This is a genomic window from Streptomyces sp. SCSIO 75703, from assembly GCF_036607905.1.
Classification (GTDB): Bacteria; Actinomycetota; Actinomycetes; order Streptomycetales; family Streptomycetaceae; genus Streptomyces.
The window spans coordinates 1,018,858-1,038,336 of the sequence record NZ_CP144555.1 but is presented as its reverse complement, the minus strand read 5'-3'; the positions used below and the strand labels follow the sequence as shown (position 1 = coordinate 1,038,336).

The 19,479-nt window shown below is 74.7% G+C and carries 14 protein-coding genes and 1 pseudogene; 9 read left to right on the top strand and 6 right to left on the bottom strand.

Annotated elements, in window-relative coordinates:
• The 9 genes and pseudogenes from VM636_RS04440 to VM636_RS04400 form a co-directional block, all read left to right on the top strand.
• Positions 1 to 2,934 carry a hypothetical protein gene (locus VM636_RS04440; protein ID WP_338483414.1) on the top strand — a complete coding sequence of 978 codons (2,934 nt, stop codon included), beginning with the start codon at positions 1 to 3 and terminating at the stop codon, positions 2,932 to 2,934.
• Positions 2,935 to 3,186: 252 nt separating this feature from the next.
• Positions 3,187 to 4,104, top strand: a complete 918-nt coding sequence (locus VM636_RS04435; protein WP_030421463.1) for a ribokinase — start codon at positions 3,187 to 3,189, stop codon at positions 4,102 to 4,104.
• Positions 4,101 to 5,138, top strand: coding sequence for an ABC transporter permease (locus VM636_RS04430; protein ID WP_338483411.1), 1,038 nt, complete (start codon positions 4,101 to 4,103; stop codon positions 5,136 to 5,138). The genes VM636_RS04435 and VM636_RS04430 overlap by 4 nt, the downstream gene beginning before the upstream one ends.
• Before the next feature lie 215 nt (positions 5,139 to 5,353).
• Positions 5,354 to 6,385 carry a substrate-binding domain-containing protein gene (locus VM636_RS04425; RefSeq protein WP_338483409.1) on the top strand — a complete coding sequence of 344 codons (1,032 nt, stop codon included), beginning with the start codon at positions 5,354 to 5,356 and terminating at the stop codon, positions 6,383 to 6,385.
• On the top strand, positions 6,385 to 7,953 hold the full coding sequence (locus tag VM636_RS04420; RefSeq protein ID WP_030421460.1) for a sugar ABC transporter ATP-binding protein: 1,569 nt from the start codon (positions 6,385 to 6,387) through the stop codon (positions 7,951 to 7,953). Before VM636_RS04425 ends, VM636_RS04420 begins: the two co-directional genes overlap by 1 nt.
• Before the next feature lie 59 nt (positions 7,954 to 8,012).
• Positions 8,013 to 8,468, top strand: a complete 456-nt coding sequence (rbsD, locus tag VM636_RS04415; protein WP_030225626.1) for a D-ribose pyranase — start codon at positions 8,013 to 8,015, stop codon at positions 8,466 to 8,468.
• A gap of 119 nt (positions 8,469 to 8,587) precedes the next feature.
• Entirely contained in the window at positions 8,588 to 9,301 is a 714-nt protein-coding gene (gene deoC / locus VM636_RS04410) for a deoxyribose-phosphate aldolase (RefSeq protein WP_030421459.1), read from the top strand.
• 106 nt (positions 9,302 to 9,407) lie between these two features.
• Entirely contained in the window at positions 9,408 to 10,166 is a 759-nt protein-coding gene (locus tag VM636_RS04405; RefSeq protein WP_338483402.1) for a GntR family transcriptional regulator, read from the top strand.
• Between the two features lie 174 nt (positions 10,167 to 10,340).
• A pseudogene (locus VM636_RS04400) lies at positions 10,341 to 11,108 on the top strand (hypothetical protein); the annotation flags it as partial.
• A gap of 781 nt (positions 11,109 to 11,889) precedes the next feature.
• Here the strand turns inward: VM636_RS04400 and VM636_RS04395 are convergent.
• The 6 genes from VM636_RS04395 to VM636_RS04370 all read right to left on the bottom strand — a co-directional run bounded on the left by VM636_RS04395 (position 11,890) and on the right by VM636_RS04370 (position 19,171).
• A complete protein-coding gene (locus tag VM636_RS04395; protein ID WP_030422211.1) occupies positions 11,890 to 12,879 on the bottom strand; it encodes a UbiA family prenyltransferase in 990 nt (329 codons plus the stop codon).
• A 5-nt stretch (positions 12,880 to 12,884) separates the two neighbouring features.
• Positions 12,885 to 13,820 (bottom strand): methyltransferase, encoded by a 936-nt coding sequence (locus tag VM636_RS04390; RefSeq protein WP_338483399.1) that lies wholly within the window; start codon positions 13,818 to 13,820, stop codon positions 12,885 to 12,887.
• Positions 13,811 to 15,421, bottom strand: coding sequence for a class I adenylate-forming enzyme family protein (locus tag VM636_RS04385; RefSeq protein WP_338483397.1), 1,611 nt, complete (start codon positions 15,419 to 15,421; stop codon positions 13,811 to 13,813). The genes VM636_RS04390 and VM636_RS04385 overlap by 10 nt, the downstream gene beginning before the upstream one ends.
• On the bottom strand, positions 15,418 to 16,788 hold the full coding sequence (locus VM636_RS04380) for an NAD(P)/FAD-dependent oxidoreductase (RefSeq protein ID WP_030422208.1): 1,371 nt from the start codon (positions 16,786 to 16,788) through the stop codon (positions 15,418 to 15,420). The genes VM636_RS04385 and VM636_RS04380 overlap by 4 nt, the downstream gene beginning before the upstream one ends.
• Positions 16,789 to 16,859: 71 nt before the next feature.
• Positions 16,860 to 18,017 (bottom strand): DegT/DnrJ/EryC1/StrS family aminotransferase, encoded by a 1,158-nt coding sequence (locus VM636_RS04375; RefSeq protein WP_053913866.1) that lies wholly within the window; start codon positions 18,015 to 18,017, stop codon positions 16,860 to 16,862.
• Positions 18,014 to 19,171 carry a DegT/DnrJ/EryC1/StrS family aminotransferase gene (locus VM636_RS04370; protein ID WP_234312743.1) on the bottom strand — a complete coding sequence of 386 codons (1,158 nt, stop codon included), beginning with the start codon at positions 19,169 to 19,171 and terminating at the stop codon, positions 18,014 to 18,016. The genes VM636_RS04375 and VM636_RS04370 overlap by 4 nt, the downstream gene beginning before the upstream one ends.
• Positions 19,172 to 19,479: the final 308 nt, after the last annotated feature.

Sequence of the window (19,479 nt, the reverse complement as noted above, 5' to 3'; positions counted from 1 at the left end):
ATGCCGACCACACCCCAGACCACCGACGAGCTGTTCCAGGCGCTCCAGGAGAACGACCGGCGCCCCTACGGCCGCGCCCGCACCGTCACCGCCGAGGAACTCGTCGAGGCAGCCGAGCGGTTCGACGAGCCGGTCCCGCTCGTTCACGCTCTCCTCGAACTCCAGGAGGCCTACACCTACGGCGCCGAACCCCGGAAGTCGCCCGTCGTCTTCGCCCGGCTGCTCACCCTCTTCGACGAGCAGCCCGGCCTCTTCGACGAGCGGCTGCGGCATCTGCTCTTCTGGCGGTTCAAGTGGGTGGCCAACGCCCTGCGTTCGGTGCCGGAGATCCCCCTGGCCAGTCTGCGCCGGTGGCTGACCGAGATGCGCGACCGGTACGAGAAGGAGGGTCTCGGCCTCCAGCCGTACTACGGGCAGGCGTACCAGCTCGCCGTCCACACCGGCGAGGACCCCACGCCCGCCTACGAGTTGTGGGCGGCCCGCACCCGTACCCGGCTCAGCGACTGCGAGGCGTGCGAGACCTGCGAGCGCGGCCTGTACCACCTGGCGGCGGGTGACGACGCGCGTGCCCTCGACACGCTGGAACCCGTCCTGGACGGCGAGGAGTCCTGCCAGGAGGAGCCCGCCCGCTCGGTCTCCCACGCCCTGCTGCCCCTGCTGCGCACCGGCCGCACCGACCGGGCCCGCACCCTGCATCTGAGCGGCTACCGCGCCTGCCGCCGCAACCCCTCCATGGCCCCCGAGGTCGGCCGCCACCTGGAGTTCTGCGCGCTGACCGGCAACGAGGCGCGAGGACTGGAACTCCTCGCCGAGAACCGCGCCCTCTTCGACGAGGTCGACTCCCCGCTGGACCTCCTGGACTTCCTCACCGGCGTGGAGGTGCTCCTGCGGCGCGTCGAGGCGCTCGGCCACGGCTCCCTGCCCGCCTCCGGCTTCGCCGGCCGCACCTGGACGGCGTCCGCGCTGCGCGCCGAGGTGCGCGGCCGGGCCGCCGACCTCGCCGCCCGCTTCGACACCCGCAACGGGACCACCGCGCACACCGACCGGCGCACCGCCCGCCTCGACCGCGCGCCCCTCCTGGAGGAACTGGAGCTGAGCCTGCGCCCCCGGGGCCTCGACGACCTGGCCCCCGACGGGTCCCCCGCCGCCCCGGCCACGCCCCGCACGGCCGCCCCGCTGCCCGAGAGCCCGGCCGAACTCATCGTCCGGTCGCGGGCGCTGGACGCGGAGGGGCACCCGGACGCCACCGCCTGCCGGGCGCGGCTGCGTGCCCTGGTCGCCGAGCCCGGCTACACCCACCCCGACGGTCCGGACGTGGGCACGCTCGCCCTGCTCCGCGCCGACCTGCTGGCCGACGAGGCGGAACGGGCCGGTGACAAGGACGAGTCCGCCGAGGCCGCCGCCCTCTTCGAGGAGGCCGCGGGCCTCTACGAGGACGCCGGGGAGCCCGCGTGGGCGGTGCTCGCCCGCGCGTCCGCCGCGCTGGCCGGTGCCGGGGTCCCGCCCGGGGGCGAGCCGGACGCCGACGCCCAGGCCGCCGCGCTGACCGGCGCCCACGCCACGGTGGTCCGGCTGCACGAGCGGACGCCCGGACTCGCCCCGTACCAGGAGGCCCGCCTGCTGCGGATCCGGGCCACCGCCCTCGGCCTGCGCCTGCAGGCCACCGGAGCCCGGGAGCACGTCGCCCCGGTCCTCGCGGAGGCGGAACGGCTGGAGGAGTTCGCCACCCGGCACGACCTCGCCGTACAGGTCTCCGGCGCCCGGCTGCTGCGGGCCGGCACGCACGCCCTCGCCGGTGACCTGCCCGCCGCGCTGGCCGAGACCGACGGCCTGCTCGCTCGGCTGACGGAGCACGGCCCGGCCTGGCACCTGCCCCGCACGCTGGCCATGCGCGCCCGGCTGCGCCTCGGCCTCCAGGACACCGAGGGCGCGCACGCCGACCTCACCGAGGCCCTGCGGCGGGCCGCCGACTGGCCGGCCGGCCCCGCCACCTCCCGGCTCCACGTCGACATGGCCGAGGTCTCCATGCACCTGGGCCGCCATGAGGAGGCGCTGCGGCACCTGATCCGTTCCGCCGAGCTGGACCTGCGTCTGGGCAGCCGCGCGGACGCCTTCTGCGCCTACGCCAACGCCGCGGGGCTCAGCCTCGACCTGGGCCGCGTCGAGGAGTGCATCGCCCTGCTCGACTCCCTTCTCGCCGAGCCGGACGTGACCGCCGGTGAGGCGGACGACCGGCTGGTCGCCCAGCTCCGGCTGACCCGGGTCCGGGCCCTGCGCGCGGGGGAGGACCTGAAGGCCGCCACCGCCGAGTGCGCCGCGCTCGCCGCCGAGTCGGCCGCATGGGAGGACGACCCGGGCAGCCACGCCGTGATCGCGGCGGAGGCGGCGGTCCTGCTGGGCGAGTCCGGCGAGTACGACCGGGCCCGGCAGGCCGCCGACCAGGCGCTCGCCGCCCACGCCCGCGACCCGCGCCACGAACAGCTCAGCGGCTGCCTGCGCGAACTCGCCCGCCTCGGCGCGCAGCAGCGCGGACCCGACGGGCTGGCCGACGCGCGCGCCTACCTCGACGACGCCGCCCGTGTGGCCGAGGAGGCCCGCGCCGCCGGGTTCGCCCCGCGGGGCCGGTCCCTGGAGACCGCCCTGGCCTACGAGCACGGCCGGGTCAACGCCTACGCCGGTGCCTACGAGGAGGCGCTGACCGCCCTCGACCGGGCCCTCTCGCTGCTCGGCGCCCCGGGGGAGGAGAAGCGGCACGCCGCCGAGTGGGCCGAGTGCGTGCGCCTGGCCGGCGCGGTGGAGGGCATCTACCTGGAACGCCCGCTCGGCGCCCTCGCCCGCCTCCACGAGGCGATCGCCGTACTGACCTCCCTCGGCCACACCGAGGAGGGCGGGGAGTTGGAGGCCCTGGCCGGCCGGCTCCGCGAGGACGACTGACCGCCCGGCGGGGGCCGCGTCGGCTCCCTGGGCAGGCACGTCCTGCCGGCCGCCGTACACCACCCGCCGCGGTGAGAGGCCGGGCCGCCCGTCGGCCCGGCCTCTCGCGTGTCCGAGGGGGCGGGGCGGTGCCCCGGGAGCCGGGTGCCCTCCATGTCCGACATTCACTGTGTGCCCGACCATTGACTATGGACATCCCTATACCTACGATCTCGCTTGTCCATGGTTGTCCATACACAAAGTGGTGTGCCGATGAAGATCGCGGTTGTCGGAAGTTACGGAGCCGGCCTCACCATGCGGGTCCCCAAGGCGCCCGCGGCCGGCGAGACCGTCTCGGGTGGCCTCTTCGACTCGGGTGCCGGCGGGAAGGGCAGCAACCAGGCCATCGGCGCCGCCCGGCTGGGCGCCGAGGTCACGCTCCTCACCGCCGTGGGCGACGACGAGTTCGGCCGCTCGGCGCGCGAGCTGTGGCAGCGCGAGGGGGTGAGCGCCGAACACGTGGTCACCGCGACGGCGCCCACCATGGTCGGCTTCATCCTGGTCGAGCCGTCCGGGGAGAACCGCATCGCCATCGCCCCCGGCGCCCTGGACGAGCTGGACGCCGCCGCCGTCGAGGGTTTCCGCGCCGAGATCGCCTCCGCCGACATCCTCGTCGTCTCCATGGAGATCCCCGAGGAAGCGGTCGTCGCCGCGCTCCGCGCCGGACGCGAGAGCGGCACCCGCACCCTGCTCAACCCGGCCCCCGCCCGGCCGCTGCCCGACGCGTGCTGGCCGCTCATCGACGTGCTCACGCCCAACCAGACGGAGGCCCCCGTCCTCCTCGGCCTCGACGAGGGGCACGGACTCGGCGACGAGGACCTGGCCCGCGCGCTGCACGAGCGCACCGGCGGCACCGTCGTCATCACCCGAGGCGGCGAGGGCGCGCTGGTCGCCCAGGACACCGGCGTCGGCACGGTGCCCCCGCACCCGGCCCGGACGGTCGTCGACACCACGGGCGCCGGGGACTCCTTCACCGCCGCCTTCGCCGTCGCCCTGGCCGAGGGCAGGCCCGTCGACCAGGCCGTGGAGTTCGCCGCCGTCGCGGGCTCCCACACCGTGTCGATCGCGGGCGTCGTCCCCGCCCTGCCCACCAGAGCCCAGCTGAACGCCCTGATTGGAAACGCCTCGTGACCTCGACCACCACCAAGCCGCCCGCCACCGCGGCCCCGTCGTCCGACGCGAGCACCCGGCAGTTCCCGCTCGCGCTGCGCAGACTGCTGCACGCGCGGGAGGCCGGCGTCTTCGCCGCGCTCGTCCTGCTCTTCCTCCTGGGCACCGTGCTCTCGCCGACCTTCGCCCAGTCCGACAACCTCCTCTCGGTGGGCCAGCAGATCGCGCAGATCGGCATCATGGCCGTCGGGGCGACCTTCGTCATCCTCAACGGCGAGATCGACCTCTCGGTCGGCTCCACCTACGCGCTCTCCGCGATCTCCACCGGCATGCTCATCTCGGACGGCTGGAGCTGGCCCGCGGCCATGCTCGTCGGCCTCGCGGTCGGCGTCCTCGCCGGACTCTTCAACGGCCTGGCCGTGGTGGCCCTCGGCGTCCCGTCCTTCATCGTCACCCTCGGCACGCTCAGCGTCTTCCGCGGCATCGCCCTGCTCATCTCCGACGGCGCCCCGATCTCGCTCAGCTCCTCCCAGCCCGGCGTCGCCGAGTTCAACCTGCTCGGCCAGGGACGGCTGTTCGGCCTCGTGCCCATGCAGTTCGTCTTCTTCGCCGCCGTCGCCGCCCTCGGCGTGGTCCTGCTGGCCCGCTCCCGCTTCGGCTTCAACACCTACGCGGTCGGCGGCAACCAGGAGGCAGCCCGGCTCGTCGGCGTCAACGTCAAGCGGGTCAAGCTCACCGCCTTCGTCCTCTCCGGCTTCACCGCGGGCCTCGCCGGCGTCCTCGGCCTGTCCTTCCTCTCCTACGTGCAGGGCGTGACCGGACAGGGCCTGGAACTCACCGTCATCTCGGCCGTCATCATCGGCGGCGCCGCCCTCTTCGGCGGCTCCGGAACGATGTGGGGCACCGTCATCGGCGTCGCCTTCATCGGCCTGCTCCAGAACATCCTCAACATCAAGGGCATCTCGTCCTTCTGGCAGACCGTCGTCACCGGCCTCGTCATCGTCGCCGCCGTCGCGGCCGACACCTGGCAGCGCAAGCGCAAGACCCGCGCCTGACCCGCCCCGCACCTCCCCCCTCCCCGACACCCCGTACGCGCCGCGGAACGCCGCACCCCCGGCACCCGCACCCGCGTACCCCCTCCGCACCCCGCGGAAGCCGCACCCCCGCGGCCGGCGCCCCCGGCGGTTCGGACCGCCCCGCCACCGCCGCCCCACCGGCCCTTCCTCCCCCCGCCCGCCTCCCGACCCACGGACTCGACGAAGGAGCCCCCATGTCCCCGCGCACCCTCCTCAGAAGCCTCACCGCCGCCACCGCCGCCGCCGCGGCCCTCTCCCTCACCGCCTGCGGCGCCGTCACCTCCGCCGACGGCGGCTCCGGCGACTCCGGCGACGGCTCCTTCAAGCTCGCCTCGTACATCCAGCAGCGGATCGACGACGACAAGCCGATGCGCATCAAGCTCAGCTACCACGACCCGTCCCTCGCCTTCGCCACCCCGATCGGCGCCGGCATGAAGAAGGCCGGCAAGGAACTGGGCGCCGACGTCTCCCTCATCGGCCCCACCGGCGGCGACGCCGCCAAGCAGGTCTCCGAGATCCAGACGCTCATCCAGCAGAAGGCCGTGGACGGCCTCGCCGTCTCCTCCGCCTCCAGCGACGCCCTCAAGCCCGTCATCAGCCAGGCGTACAAGGCGGGCATCCCGATCATCTCCTTCAACACCGACAACCCCGACTCCGAGCAGATGGGCTTCGTCGGCCAGGACCTCAAGGGCTCCGGCAAGGCCCAGGCCGAACAGCTCCGCAAGGACCTCAAGGGCGACGTCAACGGCAAGTCCGTCGTGGTCTTCTCCGTCGACACCGGCGCCGGCTGGTCGCACGACCGCTTCAACGGCTTCAAGGAGGGCCTGGACGGCAGCGGGCTGAAGATCGTCGGCCCGGTCAACGTCGGCAACGAGCCCAACAGCGCCTACAACACCGTCGAGTCCACCATGTCCGGCCAGTCCAACGTGGTCGCCGTCGCCGGCCTCGACTGCTGCTCGACCACCGCCGCCGCCAAGTGGGTGGCCCAGTCCGGCAAGGCCGACGACATCACCATGGGCGGCTTCGACCTGCTCACCCAGACCGCCGAGTACATCGAGCGCGGCGTCCTGAACTTCAGCATCAGCCAGAACCCGACCGAGCAGGGCTACCAGGCCGTCAAGGTGCTGCACGACTTCCTCACCAAGGACACCGAGATCAAGGGCGTGGACACCGGCGCCCAGTTCGTCACCCGCGACAACCTCGCCGACGCGACCGTGGAGGACTGATGACCCCCGCACCCCGCGACGCCTCCCTGGGGGGCCCGGACCGCACCGCGGACCCGGGCACCGGCGGGCCGGCCGTCCAGATCCGCGGCCTCACCCGCAACTTCGGGCCGGTCCGCGCCCTGCGCGACGTCTCCTTCGACGTCCCCGCCGGCGACATCACGGCCCTCCTCGGGGAGAACGGCGCCGGCAAGTCGACCCTGCTCAAGATCCTGGCCGGCCTCCAGCCGCCCAGCGAGGGCAGCGTCACCGTGTTCGGCGAGGAGGTCACCTCCTTCGAACCGGCCAGCATGCTCAGCCGGCACGGCGTGGCGATCGTGCCCCAGGAACTGTCGCTGCTGCCCGACCGCACCGTCGCCGAGAACGTGCTCAGCGGCGTCGAACCGGGCAACCGCTGGTTCCCCTCCCGGCGCCGCATGCTGGAGCGCACCACCGAACTCCTCGCCGAACTCGACCTCCACCTGGACCCGAACGCCTCCGTCCGCACCCTGGACCTGGCGACCCAGCAGCTCATCGTGGTGGCCCGCTCCATCGCCCGGGGCTGCCGCGTCCTCATCCTGGACGAACCCACGGCGATGCTCACCCCCGCCGAGGCCGACCGCCTGTTCGCCCTCATGGACAAGCTCAAGGCCGCCGGGACGACCATGCTCTACGTCTCCCACCGCATGCCGGAGGTCTTCCGCCTGGCCGACCACATCCAGGTCCTGCGCGACGGCGGCCACGTCGCCTCCTGGCGCAGCGAGGACACCACCCCCGACCAGGCCGTCGCCGCCATGGTCGGCCGCGAACTGGGCCAGTTCACCCGCCGGGCCGGCGCCGCCGCCACGCCCACCGCCGAACCGGCCCTCAAGGTCCGCGGACTGAGCGGCAAGCGCCACCACGGAGTCTCCTTCGACCTGCGCCCCGGAGAGATCCTCGGCGTCGCCGGACTCCCCGACTCCGGCCGCGTCGAACTCCTCCACAACCTGTTCGGCGGGGACCCCGGCACCGGCGGCACCGTGGAACTGCTCGGCGAGCCCTACGAACGGCGCAACCCGATCGCCAGCGTCGAACGCCGTCTGGCGTTCGTCCCCGGCGAGCGCCGCGCCCAGGGCCTGCTGACCACCATGAGCGTCGGCGAGAACGTCGGCGCCCTCACCACGAAGGCGTTCAGCCGGCTCGGCCTGATCCGCCGCCGCGCCTTCGACGCGGCCGCCACCGAACAGGCCCAGCGGCTGCGGGTCAAGACCGCCACCATGACCCAGCCCATCACCAGCCTGTCCGGCGGCAACCAGCAGAAGGCCGTCCTCGGCCGCTGGCTCGCCATCAACCCGGGCGTGCTCATCCTCGACGAGCCCACCCGCGGTGTGGACATCGGGGCCAAGGCCGAGATCTACGCCCAGCTCACCGCGCTCGCCGACAAGGGCCTGGCGATCCTCTGCTCCTCGTCCGACCTGCCCGAACTGCTCACCCTGACCGACCGCATCGCCGTGATGAGCGAAGGCCGCCTGGCGGCCGTCGTCGACTCCGCCGACGCCACCGAGGAATCCGTGATGACCCTCGCCACCGGAGCGGCCCCGGCCGCGGCCTGACCCCGCCCGCACCCCGCAGACCCGCCGGTCCCCCAGGCCCCACCCGAAAGGAACCCACCATGAAGCGCTCCGGCATCCTCAACGCCGAACTCAGCGGAGTCCTCGCCACCCTCGGCCACACCGACCTGCTGCTCGTCGTCGACGCCGGCTTCCCCGTGCCGCGCGACGCGCACCGCATCGACCTGGCCCTCGCCGAGAACCTGCCCGACCTGCGCACCGTCCTCGGCCTGATCGCCGACGAACTGGTCGTCGAGGGCGTGGTGCGCGCCGAGGACGTCCCGAGCCACAACCCCCGCCTCGACTCCTGGCTCCACGAACGCTTCGCCGGCGCCGAGTTCACCACCCGCCCGCACGCCGAGGTCCTCGGCGACCTCGCCCGCGAGGCCAAGGCCGTGGTGCGCACCGGAGCCTTCGAGCCCTGGGGCAACATCGGCCTCTACTGCGGCGTCGACGCGCCCCGCTGGTTCGGCGGCGAAGGCGTCGTCGTCCCGGAGCAGTACGCCTCCAAGGTCTGAGCCGCCGGCCCGCACGCGGGCGCCGACGGCACCGTCAACTCGTGGCGGCAGCCCATGGAGAAGACCCGGCGGCCGATCCGCCGGGCTCCTGCCGCCACCCACCCAAGGGAGATCACCCCGTGTCCGAAACCACCGTCAATCCCGCCGAACTCGACCTCACCCCGGCCGAGTTGGCGCCCTTCATCCAGCACACCAAGATCGACCCGGATGCGACGCGCGACGAGATGATCGCCCACGCCCAGGAGGCCGTCACCCACGGCTTCAACGCGGCGATGGTCCCCGCCTCCTGGCTGCCGGTCGTCGTCGCCGAGCTGAAGGGCACCGGCGTCGAGGTGGCCTCCGCCCTGGACTTCCCCACCGTCGGCGTCATGACCAGCGCCGGGAAGGCCGCCGAGGCCGCCGAGATCGCCCGCCTCGGCGCGAACCAGCTCGACATGGGCGTGCAGGTCGGCTGGCTCAAGAGCGGTCGCTACGACGACTTCCGCGAGGACATCGCGGGCGTCGTGCGCGCCTCCGGCCTGCCCGTCAAGGTCATGCTGGAACTGCCGCTGCTGACCGACGCCGAGAAGGAGGCCGCGGTCGAACTCGCCATGGAGGCGGGCGCGTCCTTCCTGAAGAACGCCAGCAGCGGCCAGATCGAGACTGCGAATCCCACCAGCGTTCGTTACCTTGTTGACCGGGCGCGGGAAGGCGTCCGGGTGAAGGCGTCCGGCTCGATCAAGAGCTACCGCCAGGGCCTGGACCTCCTGCGGGCGGGCGCCTCCCTGCTCGGGACCAGCGCCGGCCTGGCGATCATCAGCGACACCGGTGACGCGTCCACCGTCAGCTACTGACCGGACACCACCGCCGTACCCCGGCCGCCCGCCGCGGCCGGGGTACGGCTTCCACGCCGGAGGGACACCCGTCCCCGGTGAGAGCGGAGAAGGAGATGCGACCACTGTGACGGCCGACAAAGGCGGACTCCCGGGCATCAGGCGGGATGTCCCCACGGCGATCCACGTCCAGGTCTCGGAGCACATCCGGCTGCGGATCGCCGGCGGCGAGTGGCCGCCGCACTACCGTCTCAAGAGCGAGCCGGAGCTGGCCCAGGAGTTCGGGGTCAGCCGGGGGACGTTGCGCAGGGCGCTGACGACGCTGATCGAGGAGGGGTTGCTGCGCCAGGTGCGGGGGCGGGGCACGTTCGTGACATCGACGACGATCGAGCCGGCGATCGCGCAGAAGCTGAGCACGCTGTCGGAGGATTTCGCCGATCAGGGTGTGGTGACCACGACGACGGTGCGTGAGTGCGCGCTGATCGCGCCGCCCAGGCCGGTGGCGGCGCTGCTCGACGTGGCGGCGGGGACGCGGGTGCTGCGTCTGGTGCGGGTGCGGCGTACCGAGCAGGGGCCGGTGGCGTTGTTGTCCAACTTCGTGCGGACCGACCTCGCGCCGGGGATCGAGGAGGTCGACTTCACCTCGGCGAGTCTGTTCGGTGTGCTGGAGGGGACGTACGGGCTGAAGATCGCGACGGCTCGCCGTACCTTCGGCGCGGAGGCGGCCGGTGCGGACGTGGCCGCTTCCCTGGATCTCGCCGAGGGCGCTCCGGTGCAGTACCTCCAGCAGGTGACCTACCTCGCCGACGACCGGCCCGTGGAGTACTCCGACGTCTGGATCCACAGCGGACGCCTCCGCGTGACCTCCCTCCTGCTCCGCCGCTGAGCGCGCGGCGGAGGCGGCCCGGCCCGCCGGGCGCACCAGGCCCCCGTCCACCCCGTCGCCCCGGGCAGGGCGGGGCCGTGCCGTCGGCCGGGCCCGCCCTCCCGCTCCCCGCGCACCCGGCGGGCTTGTCTGGGCAAGATGGGAGGAAGTGTCCGTCTGCCGAGAGGTGCGGTGATGCGTGGCAACGCCGAGGGCGAGGAAACGCCCACCGAGGAACACGAGCAGGAGCGGTACGACGGTGAGGACTCCGGCGAGTACGCCGAGGCCGAGCCGTACGACACCGAGGACGACGCCGAGGACGACGGCGCGCCCCGCCCGGTCCGGAGCGGGGAGGACCCGGACGTCTTCCTGGACGTCCCCGTGCTCAAGGTCGAGCAGATCGACCTGGACGTCGAGGATCTGCGGGCCCGCGTCTCCCTCCAGGCGGAGGTGCTGGACCTGCTGAAACTCAACGTCGGCGCCGACGTCGCCCTGGGCCGGGTGCACCTGGGCATCTCCGGCGTCGAGGCGCAGGCCCAGCTCAGGGTGCGTCTCGACAACGTCTCCGGGATCATCCACCGGGTCCTCACCACCCTGGACCGCAACCCCGAGATCCTCCGCGAACTGGCCCGGGGCGTCGGCTCCGCCGTGCGGGACGTCGGCGGCGGCGCCCGCGACACCCTCGGTGAGCTGGGCTCCGGAGCCGGACAGGCCGTCCAGGACGTCGGCCGGGGCGCGGGCAGCGCCGTCAAGGACGTGGGCGGCGGGGCCGGTGAGGCCGTGCGGGATGTGGGCGGTGGTGCGGGGGAGGCCGTGCGGGATGTGGGCGGTGGTGCCGGTGAGGCCGTGCGGGATGTGGGCGGTGGTGCGGGGGAGGCCGTGCGGGACGTGGGCGGAGGCGCCGGGCGGGCCGTGGAGGACGTCGGGGACGAGGCCGGTCAGGCGGTCGGAGGGGTCGCCGAGGGCGCGACCGACACCGCCAAGGGTGCCGTCGAGGGCGCCACCGACACGGCCAAGGGCGTGGCCCGGGACACCACCGACACGGCGAAGGGCGCGGTCGAAGACACCACCGACACCGCGAAGGGTGCTGCGGAGGACGCCACGGGCACGGCCCGGGGCGTCGCCGACGAGGCCACCGACACGGCGGGAGAGGCCGCCCGGGGCGCCGCGGACACCGCCGAGGGAGCCACGGCGGTCGCCGGGGACACCACCGGCACCGCCGGGGAGGGCGCCCGCGCGACCCGTGGTGACTCCGGGACGAAACGGGCGGACGACGACGCCCCCCGCCCCGAGCGGCGCGAGCACCGGGTCCGCCGAGGGCACCGCGAGCGGGCCGCCGAGCGGTCGGGCGCCGGCCGGGCGCGGCGCGTCCGCGGCGAGGACGGCAAGATCTCCGAGCGCCCCGCCCGTCGCCGCGCCGCCCACGACCGGGAGGAGCCGCCCTGAACGGCGGATGCCCCCGTCCCGGCGGATGCCCCCGTCCCGGCGGAGGTCCGGGACGGGGACATCTCCTTCCGGGCCGAGGTCCGCTCCGACCGGCTCCGCTTCGCGGACGAGCCCCGTACCGCCGTCCGCTTCCCCGGCACGGGCAGGCGGGAGTCGGTCAGCCACAGCGACCGCACCGCTCTCCCCGAGAGGGTCGTGCCGGGCCGCGAGTACCGCGACTCCACCGTCGTCTACCGCCTCGCCACCCGCCTCACCGGCGACGAGGACCCCGCCGGGGACGCCGGCCGGCCCGCCCGCCCTACCGCTCCAGACCCCACAGGAGGACGTGAGAGGCCACCATCAGCGCCACGCCGACGCGGTGCACCGCGAAACCGACCCGGCGGGCCCGCATGATGTCGCCCCGGCTAAAGCCCAGCAGGTACTGGCGCAGCCGCAGCAGGCTCGCCGGCAGCATCAGCGGCACGAACCACCACGGCGCGATCCCGGTCGCACCGGCGACCACGATGAGCAGGAACTCGGCCAGCGACAGGCCGGCGATGAAACGGGCGTTGCCGCGCGCGGAGAGCAGCGCGGCCACCGTGGGCCGGCCCACCGAGCGGTCGCCGTCGACGTCGTTGGTGTTGGAGTACACCCCGAACATCAGCGGGCCGAAGCCGAACAGCACCGCCTGCACCAGCAGGAACCCGGGAGCCTCACCGGTGATCATGCCGTACGGGAGGATCACCAGCGCGAAGCCGAGGGCGACCAGGTAGACCTCCTGGAAGCCGTGATAGCTGATCTTGACGCCGTACGAGTACTGGAGGGCGCCCGCCCAGAGCACGGCGAGCCCGGCGGCGGTCCAGGCCGGCCGGTGCGGGGCGAGCGCGTGGGTCACCGCGAACAGCAGCAGCGCGGCGAGCGCGCAGGACCACGCGAACCGCAGCGCCTGCGGGACGGTCAGCGTGCCGGCGACCAGCGGTTTGCGCTGGACGTTGCGCAGCGGGTGGTCGGGGCCGTAGTTGGTGATGTCGCTGCCGTCGCGGAAGCCGGTGACGTCGTCGAAGGCGACCAGCGCCATCAGCAGGCAGACCTGGGCGATCAGGAAGACGCCGAGCAGGGCGCCGGTGCGTGCGGTGAGGGCTCCCGCGGGCAGCAGGACGGCGGCCAGGACGATGAAGGTGCCCAGGTAGTAGTCGTAGACGTCGAGTTTGCCCAGCCGGGCGTAGAGGCGGAGCCTGCCGCCGGGGCGCGCGGGCGCCGCCGGGGCGGCCTCGGGCGCGGCGGTCCGGGTGAGCGTTTCGTCGGTCATCTGTCTCAGGTGTTCCTTCGGTCGCTGTCGGGTGTCTCCCGCGCGGGAGGGCGGCGGGCCTGCACGGAGTACAGGACGCCGGTGGCCGCGGCGAACCCCGGACCGGTCATGAGCCGGCGCAGCCGGGCGAGTTCGGCGGGCGTGAAGCCGTGCTCGGCGAGCCGGGGCGCGAGGTGGGCCAGGTGGTGCAGTTGCAGGCCGAGGGCGGGGGTGCCGGGGGCGCGCAGCAGGACGTGCGGGCGGATGTCGATGGCGGTGAACCCGGCCTCGCGCAGCGCGGCGGCGACCCGCCGGCCCCAGCCCGGATCGCCGCCCGAGGCGCGCATCAGCGCCGTCTTGGCCGCCGTGAACCGCCCGTACAGCCGGGCGTCGTCCTCCGTGGGCGCGAGCAGGCAGGGCTCGTGCTCGGCGTCGAACTCGTCGACCTGGATCAGCCCGCCGGGCCGCAGCGCTCCGGCCAGCCGGCCGAGGACGGTCTGCCGCTCGGGCAGGTGCTGGAGGACCAGCCGGGCCACGATCAGGTCGTAGCCCGTGTCCGGGAGCGGGTCGGTGACGATGTCGTGCGCGAGGACCGTCAGGCCCGGGGCGGGGGCGATGCGCCCGGGTTTGAGGTCGGTGGCCGTGACGTGCCCGCCGGGGGCGACGAGCGCGGCCAGGCGGCGGGCGACGCCGCCGGCCCCCGCGCCGATCTCCAGGCAGCGCATGCCGGGCCCGGCCCCGGCGTCCGCGAGCCGCCCGAGGGTGAGCGGGTCCAGGGCCTCTTCGAGGTACCGGTGGTGGTCGCCGCTGTGCGGGCTGTCGTTGTCGAAGACGTAGCCGTGGGCCGGTGCGGTGCCCGGCAGCGCCGGAAGTGCCTGAGGCCCCCCTTCCCGGGCCGTGCCGCCCCGGGCGTCGTCCGCCCGCGCGGGCCGCGCCGCCGGCGGCCCCCCGTTCAGGTCCACCGGCCCGTGCCCCCGGTGGCGGTCGTGCCGGTGAGCCGGTGGAGCAGGGCGGCGCGCATCACCTTGCCGGTGCCGGTGCGCGGGACCCGGTCCCAGGTCAGCACCTCGGGTTCGGCGAGCGGGGGCAGCCCGCGGAGGGCCCGGTCCCAGCGGGCGGGGTCGAGCCGGCCGTCCTCGGTGACGACGACCGGCAGCGGCTTGTCGTCGGGGCGGGCCAGGACGACGCACTCCAGGATTTCCGGGAGCCGTTCCTCCAGCACGTCCTCGGTGTGCAGGCAGCTCGTCCCGTCGCCGTGGTCGACCTCGCGGTCCAGGAGGCGGACGGCGCCGTCACGGCCGACGGCGCCGATGTCGCCGGTGCTCCACCAGTCGCCGTGCCGTTTGGCGGCCCACCGGCCGGACTCGCCCACGTAGTCGGGGGCCAGCGCGTTGGTCCGGCACAGGACCAGCCCCGGCGCGCCCGCCGGCACCGGGCGGAAGGTGTCCGGGTCGACGACCTTCAGACGGGTCTTGAGGGGCACCGGCCGGCCGAGCCCGCGCAGGGTCGTGGTGCCCCCGGCGGTCCGGGCGACGGAACGGCGGGTGTGGAAGGCGAAGGTGAGCGGACCGGTCTCGGTCTGTCCCCAGCCCTGCATCCACAGCGGCCGGCGCCGGGCGCTGGCCCCCAGGTAGGCGCGGACGACCGGCGGGTGCACGGCGTCGTAGGTGCTGATGTACGTGCGGACGTCCCGGAACGGGTTGTCCAGGCGGCCGGTGAGGGGCCGCATGCGGACGTAGCGGGAGGGCAGCGCCTCGACGACGGTGGGCGGATGGGCCCGCAGCAGCAGGTCGGCCGCCTCGGGCCGGTCCCCGGCGGCGAGCGAGATGTGCCGGGGGGCGAGGACAGGGGCGACGTTGGTCCAGCAGAAGGTGCGGCCGTGCGCGTAGGAGCTGGAGTTGAAGAGGCTGTCGTCGCGGCGGACGCCGAGCCGCGGCAGCGGCAGCGTCTCGAACCGGGCCAGGCCGTGGACGAGGGTGCGGGTGGTGTGGCAGACCAGCTTCGGGGTGCCCGTGGTGCCGCTGGTGTGGACGATGACGAGGGGATCGTCGTCGTGGCGGCGGCGCGGGCCGGGGTCCGGGTGGCCGCGCAGATCGTCCCACCGCAGCGCCCCGGGGGGCACTTCGCCGTCCGCGTCGAGGAGCACGGTCGTCCACGCCGGGCCGGTGAGGACGTCCGCGCCGACCCGGTCGACGATGGAGCGGTCGGTGACCAGCACCCGGGGCGCGGCCCGGTGCAGCAGGACCCGCAGCGACTCGCCCGGCAGGTGGCCGGAGAGCTTGACGGGGACGGCCCCGGTGCGGACGGCGGCGCAGGCGAGGAGGTCGTAGTCCCAGTGGTTGGCCTTGACGACGGCGACCCGCTCGCCCCGCCGGGCCCCCGCCGCGCCGAGGGCGCCGGCCATCTCCCGTACCAGGACGGCGAGTTCGGGCACGGTCCAGCGGGTCGTGGGGACGCCGGGGCCGCCCGGGGCCGCGTCCAGGGGCCGGTCGAGGTGGAAGTGGGTGGCGGTGCCCCGGTCGGTGAGGTCGTCGAAGAGGACCCCCGGGTCGGACGGCGTCATGCGGCGGTCTCCTGGAGGGGTGCGGGCGCGGTGCGCGGGGCGAGGCGGGCCAGCACGCGGGAGGCGGCGAGCGCCCCGGAGCGGGCGGCGCCCTCGCTGGAGGGGCGGGCCGCGAGCCAGTCGCCGGCGTACTCGACGCACCGCGCGGGCCGGCGCAGGAAGCCGCCGCGCAGGGCGAGGGCGTGGGGCGTCAGCTCGGGCATCGCCTCGGGCCAGTCGTGGACGTGGGCGGCGACGAGGGCGTGGCGCAGCCCCGGCACGTAGCGTTCGGCGGCCTCGGTCATCAGGCGTACGGCGTCCGGCTCGGGGGCGGCGGCGAGTTCGGGGACGCGTCGGGGCGAGGCGAGCAGGCTGATCAGTCCGCGTCCGGCGGGCGCCCGGTCGGGGCATTTCAGGTGGTCGGAGATGACGCAGGACAGGACCGGCTCCTCGCACTCGGGGGTGAGCAGCACATAGCCGCCGCCGCGCGGGGAGAGCGGCCGGTCCAGCGCGCAACTCACCTTGTACATGGGCCGGTAGCCGGAGGCGGCCAGGTACCCGGCGGCCTCCGGCGCCGGATCGGGCTGGAGCCGCAGCGCCGCCGGTGCGGGTACGGCGAGGACGACCGCGCGGGCGGTGAGGGTGGCCCCGTCGACGGTGAGCCGGGCGTGGCCGCCGTGGTCGGCGACCTCCTCGACGGCCCGGCCGTAACGCACGTGCAGCGGGGCGGCGAGGCGGCGGGTGAGCAGGTCCATGCCGCCGCGGTAGACGCGCCAGCAGGAGACGGGCCCGACGGCGAGGAGGAGGCCGACCAGGGGCGCGGCGGCGCTGCGTTCGGCGTCCCAGCCGAAGAACGCCGAGGACAGCGGCTGGAGCAGGCGTTCGTACAGGCCGGGGTGGTAGCGGCGGGCCAGGTCCGCGACGGTGTCCGTGCCGAGGGGGGTGTCCTCGGCGTGGTCGTGGTCGAGGGCGGCCCGGTGACGGGCGCTCCAGCCGAGGAAGCGGGCGAGGGAGAGCCGGGCGGCGGGCGGGAGGCCGGCGCCGGTGAGGACCGCGCGGGGGTCGCCGGCGCCGGTGTGGGGCCGGCCGTCGCGCCAGACGGCCATCGGGCGGCCGATGCGGGGCACGTCGTCGGGACCGAGGGCGGCGCGGCGCAGCAGTTGCCAGGTGGCGCGGTAGCCGCGGGCGGAGATCTGTTCGGCGCCGGTGTCCATCAGGTAGCCGTCGCGGCGGAGGCTGCGCATGCGTCCGCCGGGGGCGTCGGCGGCCTCGAAGACGTGCACCTCGTGTCCGGCGCGGCGCAGTTCGTGGGCTGCCGCGAGGCCCGCCAGTCCGGCGCCGACGACGGCGATGTCGAGATCAGGGAGATCAGGGGACTCAGGGGACATGGTGCGGCTCCGGGCGGTACAGGCGGTACGGGTGGTACGGGCGGGGTGCGGGACCGGCGCCGGCCCCGGGGTCAGCGGGTGCCGAGGGCATGGGCGCGGACGGTGTCGGCGATGTGCTCGGCCTGGGCGTCGGTGAGCCGGTGGTGGACCGGCAGCGACAGGTGCCGGGCGGCTGCGTGCCGGGCGTGCGGCCAGTCCTCGCCGTCGCGCCCGCCGGGCGGTCGCCGCCGGGCGGCGACGGGCGCGAAAGCCGCCTGGTCGGGCAGGACGCGCGGGTAGTAGACGTGGGTGGCGACGCCGTGGGCGGCGAGGTGGTCGCGCAGGGCGTCCCGGTCGTCGGCGAGCAGCGTGTACACGTAGTAGCAGCGGCCGTCGGTGCCGGGCGGGGGCGTGGTGATGCCGGGCAGGCCGGACAGGCGCTCGGTGTAGTGGGCGGCGATGCGGGCGCGGCGGGCGAGCCGGGCGGCGAGGCCGGGCAGCCGGTGGAGCTGGAAGGCGGCCTGGATCTCGTCGAAGCGGCTGTTGTGGCCGATGGTGTGGTGCAGGAAGCGCTCCCGGCCGTCCTGCCCGTGGTTGCGCAGCATGCGGACCCGGCGGGCGGTCTCCGCGTCGTCGGTGACCACCGCTCCGCCCTCGCCCGGCATCCCGAACGACTTGACCTGGACGAACGAGTAGACGCCCGCGTCGCCCCAGGTGCCGGCGGGACGCCCGCCGAGGCTCGCGCCCTGCGCCACCGCCGAGTCCTCGACCAGCCGCAGCCCGTGGGCGGCGGCCAGGGCGGTGAAGGCGGGCATGTCGGCCATGACGGAGAACACGTGGGCCGGCATCAGCGCGCGGGTGCGCGGCCCGACGCGGCGCGCGGCGTCGGCCGGGTCCAGGGTGAGGGTGACCGGGTCGACGTCGGCGAAGACCGGGACGGCGCCGGTGTGCAGGACGGCGGCGGCCGGCGGCGCGCAGCCGAAGGCGGGGACCACGACCTCGTCGCCGGGCCCGATGCCGAGGGCGGTGAGGACGAGTTGGAGGGCGCCGGTACCGCTCGCGCAGGCCACCACGTCGGCGACGCCGAGCCCTTCGGCGAGCGCGGTCTCGAAGCGGCGGGTGTGCTCGCCCAGGATGAACCTCTGCTCCCGGCCGGTGCCGATCTCGTACAGCAGGCGGAGCAGGGTGTCGCGGTCCTCGTGGAAGAGGTCGGGCGGGAAGAAGGGGATGGTGCCGGTGGCGCGGGTCATGCGGGGACCTTCCGGGTGAGGAACGCCGCCACGGCGTCGCAGACCCGGTCCACCTGGCTCTCGGTCAGGTCCGCGTGGAGGGGCAGGGCGAGGGCGCGGCGGGCCGCCGCCTCGGCCACCGGGAAGTCGCCGGGGCGGTGCCCGAGGGCGGCGAAGCAGGGCTGGAACGGCAGCGGGCGCGGGTAGTAGACCTCGGTCTCGATGCCCTCGCCGAGCAGGTGGGCGGCGAGCGCGTCCCGGTGGTCGGTCTCGACGAGGTACACGTAGAAGACCTCGTCGGGCGCGCCGGTCTGGCGGGGGAGCCGGGTGACGCCCGGCACCCCCGCGAGCCGCCGGCCGTAGTGCGCCGCCAGCCCGGCGCGGTGCCGGATGTCCTCGTCGAGGACCGTCAGCTTGGCGAGCAGCACCGCGGCCTGCAGGTCGTCCATCTTGCTGTTGTGCCCGCAGTACACGCTCTCGTGGGAGATGCCGGGGAAGTGGCCGAGGGTGCGGCCGGTGCGGCCGTGGTGGCGCAGCGCCGCGACGCGTCCGGCGAGGTCCGGGTCGTCGGTGAGGACGGCACCCGCGTCACCGAGCGCGCCCAGCGTCTTGCTCGGGAAGAAGGACAGCACCCCGCCCCGGCCGTGCAGCCCGGCGTGGACGCCGTGCTGCCGCATCCCGATCCCCTCGGCGCTGTCCTCCACCACCTGGAGCCCGTGGGCGCGGGCGAAGGCGGTGAGCGCCGTCATGTCCGCCATCCGTGAGAAGAGGTGCACCGGCATCACGAACCGCGTGCCCTCCAGCGCGCCGTCCGGCACCCGCGCCGGGTCCAGGGCGTAGGTCCGCGGGTCGATGTCGGCGAAGACGGGCTCGCCGCCGGCGAGGACGACCGAGGAGGCGGTGGCGACGAAGGAGTAGGCCGGTACGAGGACCCGGTCGCCGGGCCGCAGACCCGCGGCCCGCAGCAGCAGGACGAGGGCGTCGGTCCCGCTGTTGACGCCGACGACGTGCCGGGCGCCGGTGTACGCGGCGAGGGCGTTCTCCAGGGATTCCACGCGGGCGGAATGGGAGAACTTCCCATTGTCGAAGATCTTGTCCACTTCCGACCGGATGACCGGCCAGAGCTTTTCGAACGTCATGGCCTGGGAGAAGAAGGGAACGGTTGGTCGCGTCACGCGGAAACAATTCATCTCGGCCGACAGGGCGCCGGGGGCCACCTGCGGAAACGACGGAGAGCGAAGGGGAGGGGCGAGGACATGGCCGCCTCGGCACGGGGACACGGCCGCGTCGGGCGCGGGACGCGGCCGGGCAGCCGGGGCAAAGCCGGGGAAAGCCAGGGAAAAGCCAGAAGAGACGACGGGTCGGCGACGGAAAGGGAGGAGTTCCGGCCGGAAGGCCGAGGACTCCTCGGATTGACATCTCCGGGAACGTAACAGCCACGAGAGTCAAGTCTCAAATGACTGGAGGAACTTCATACCTTCCG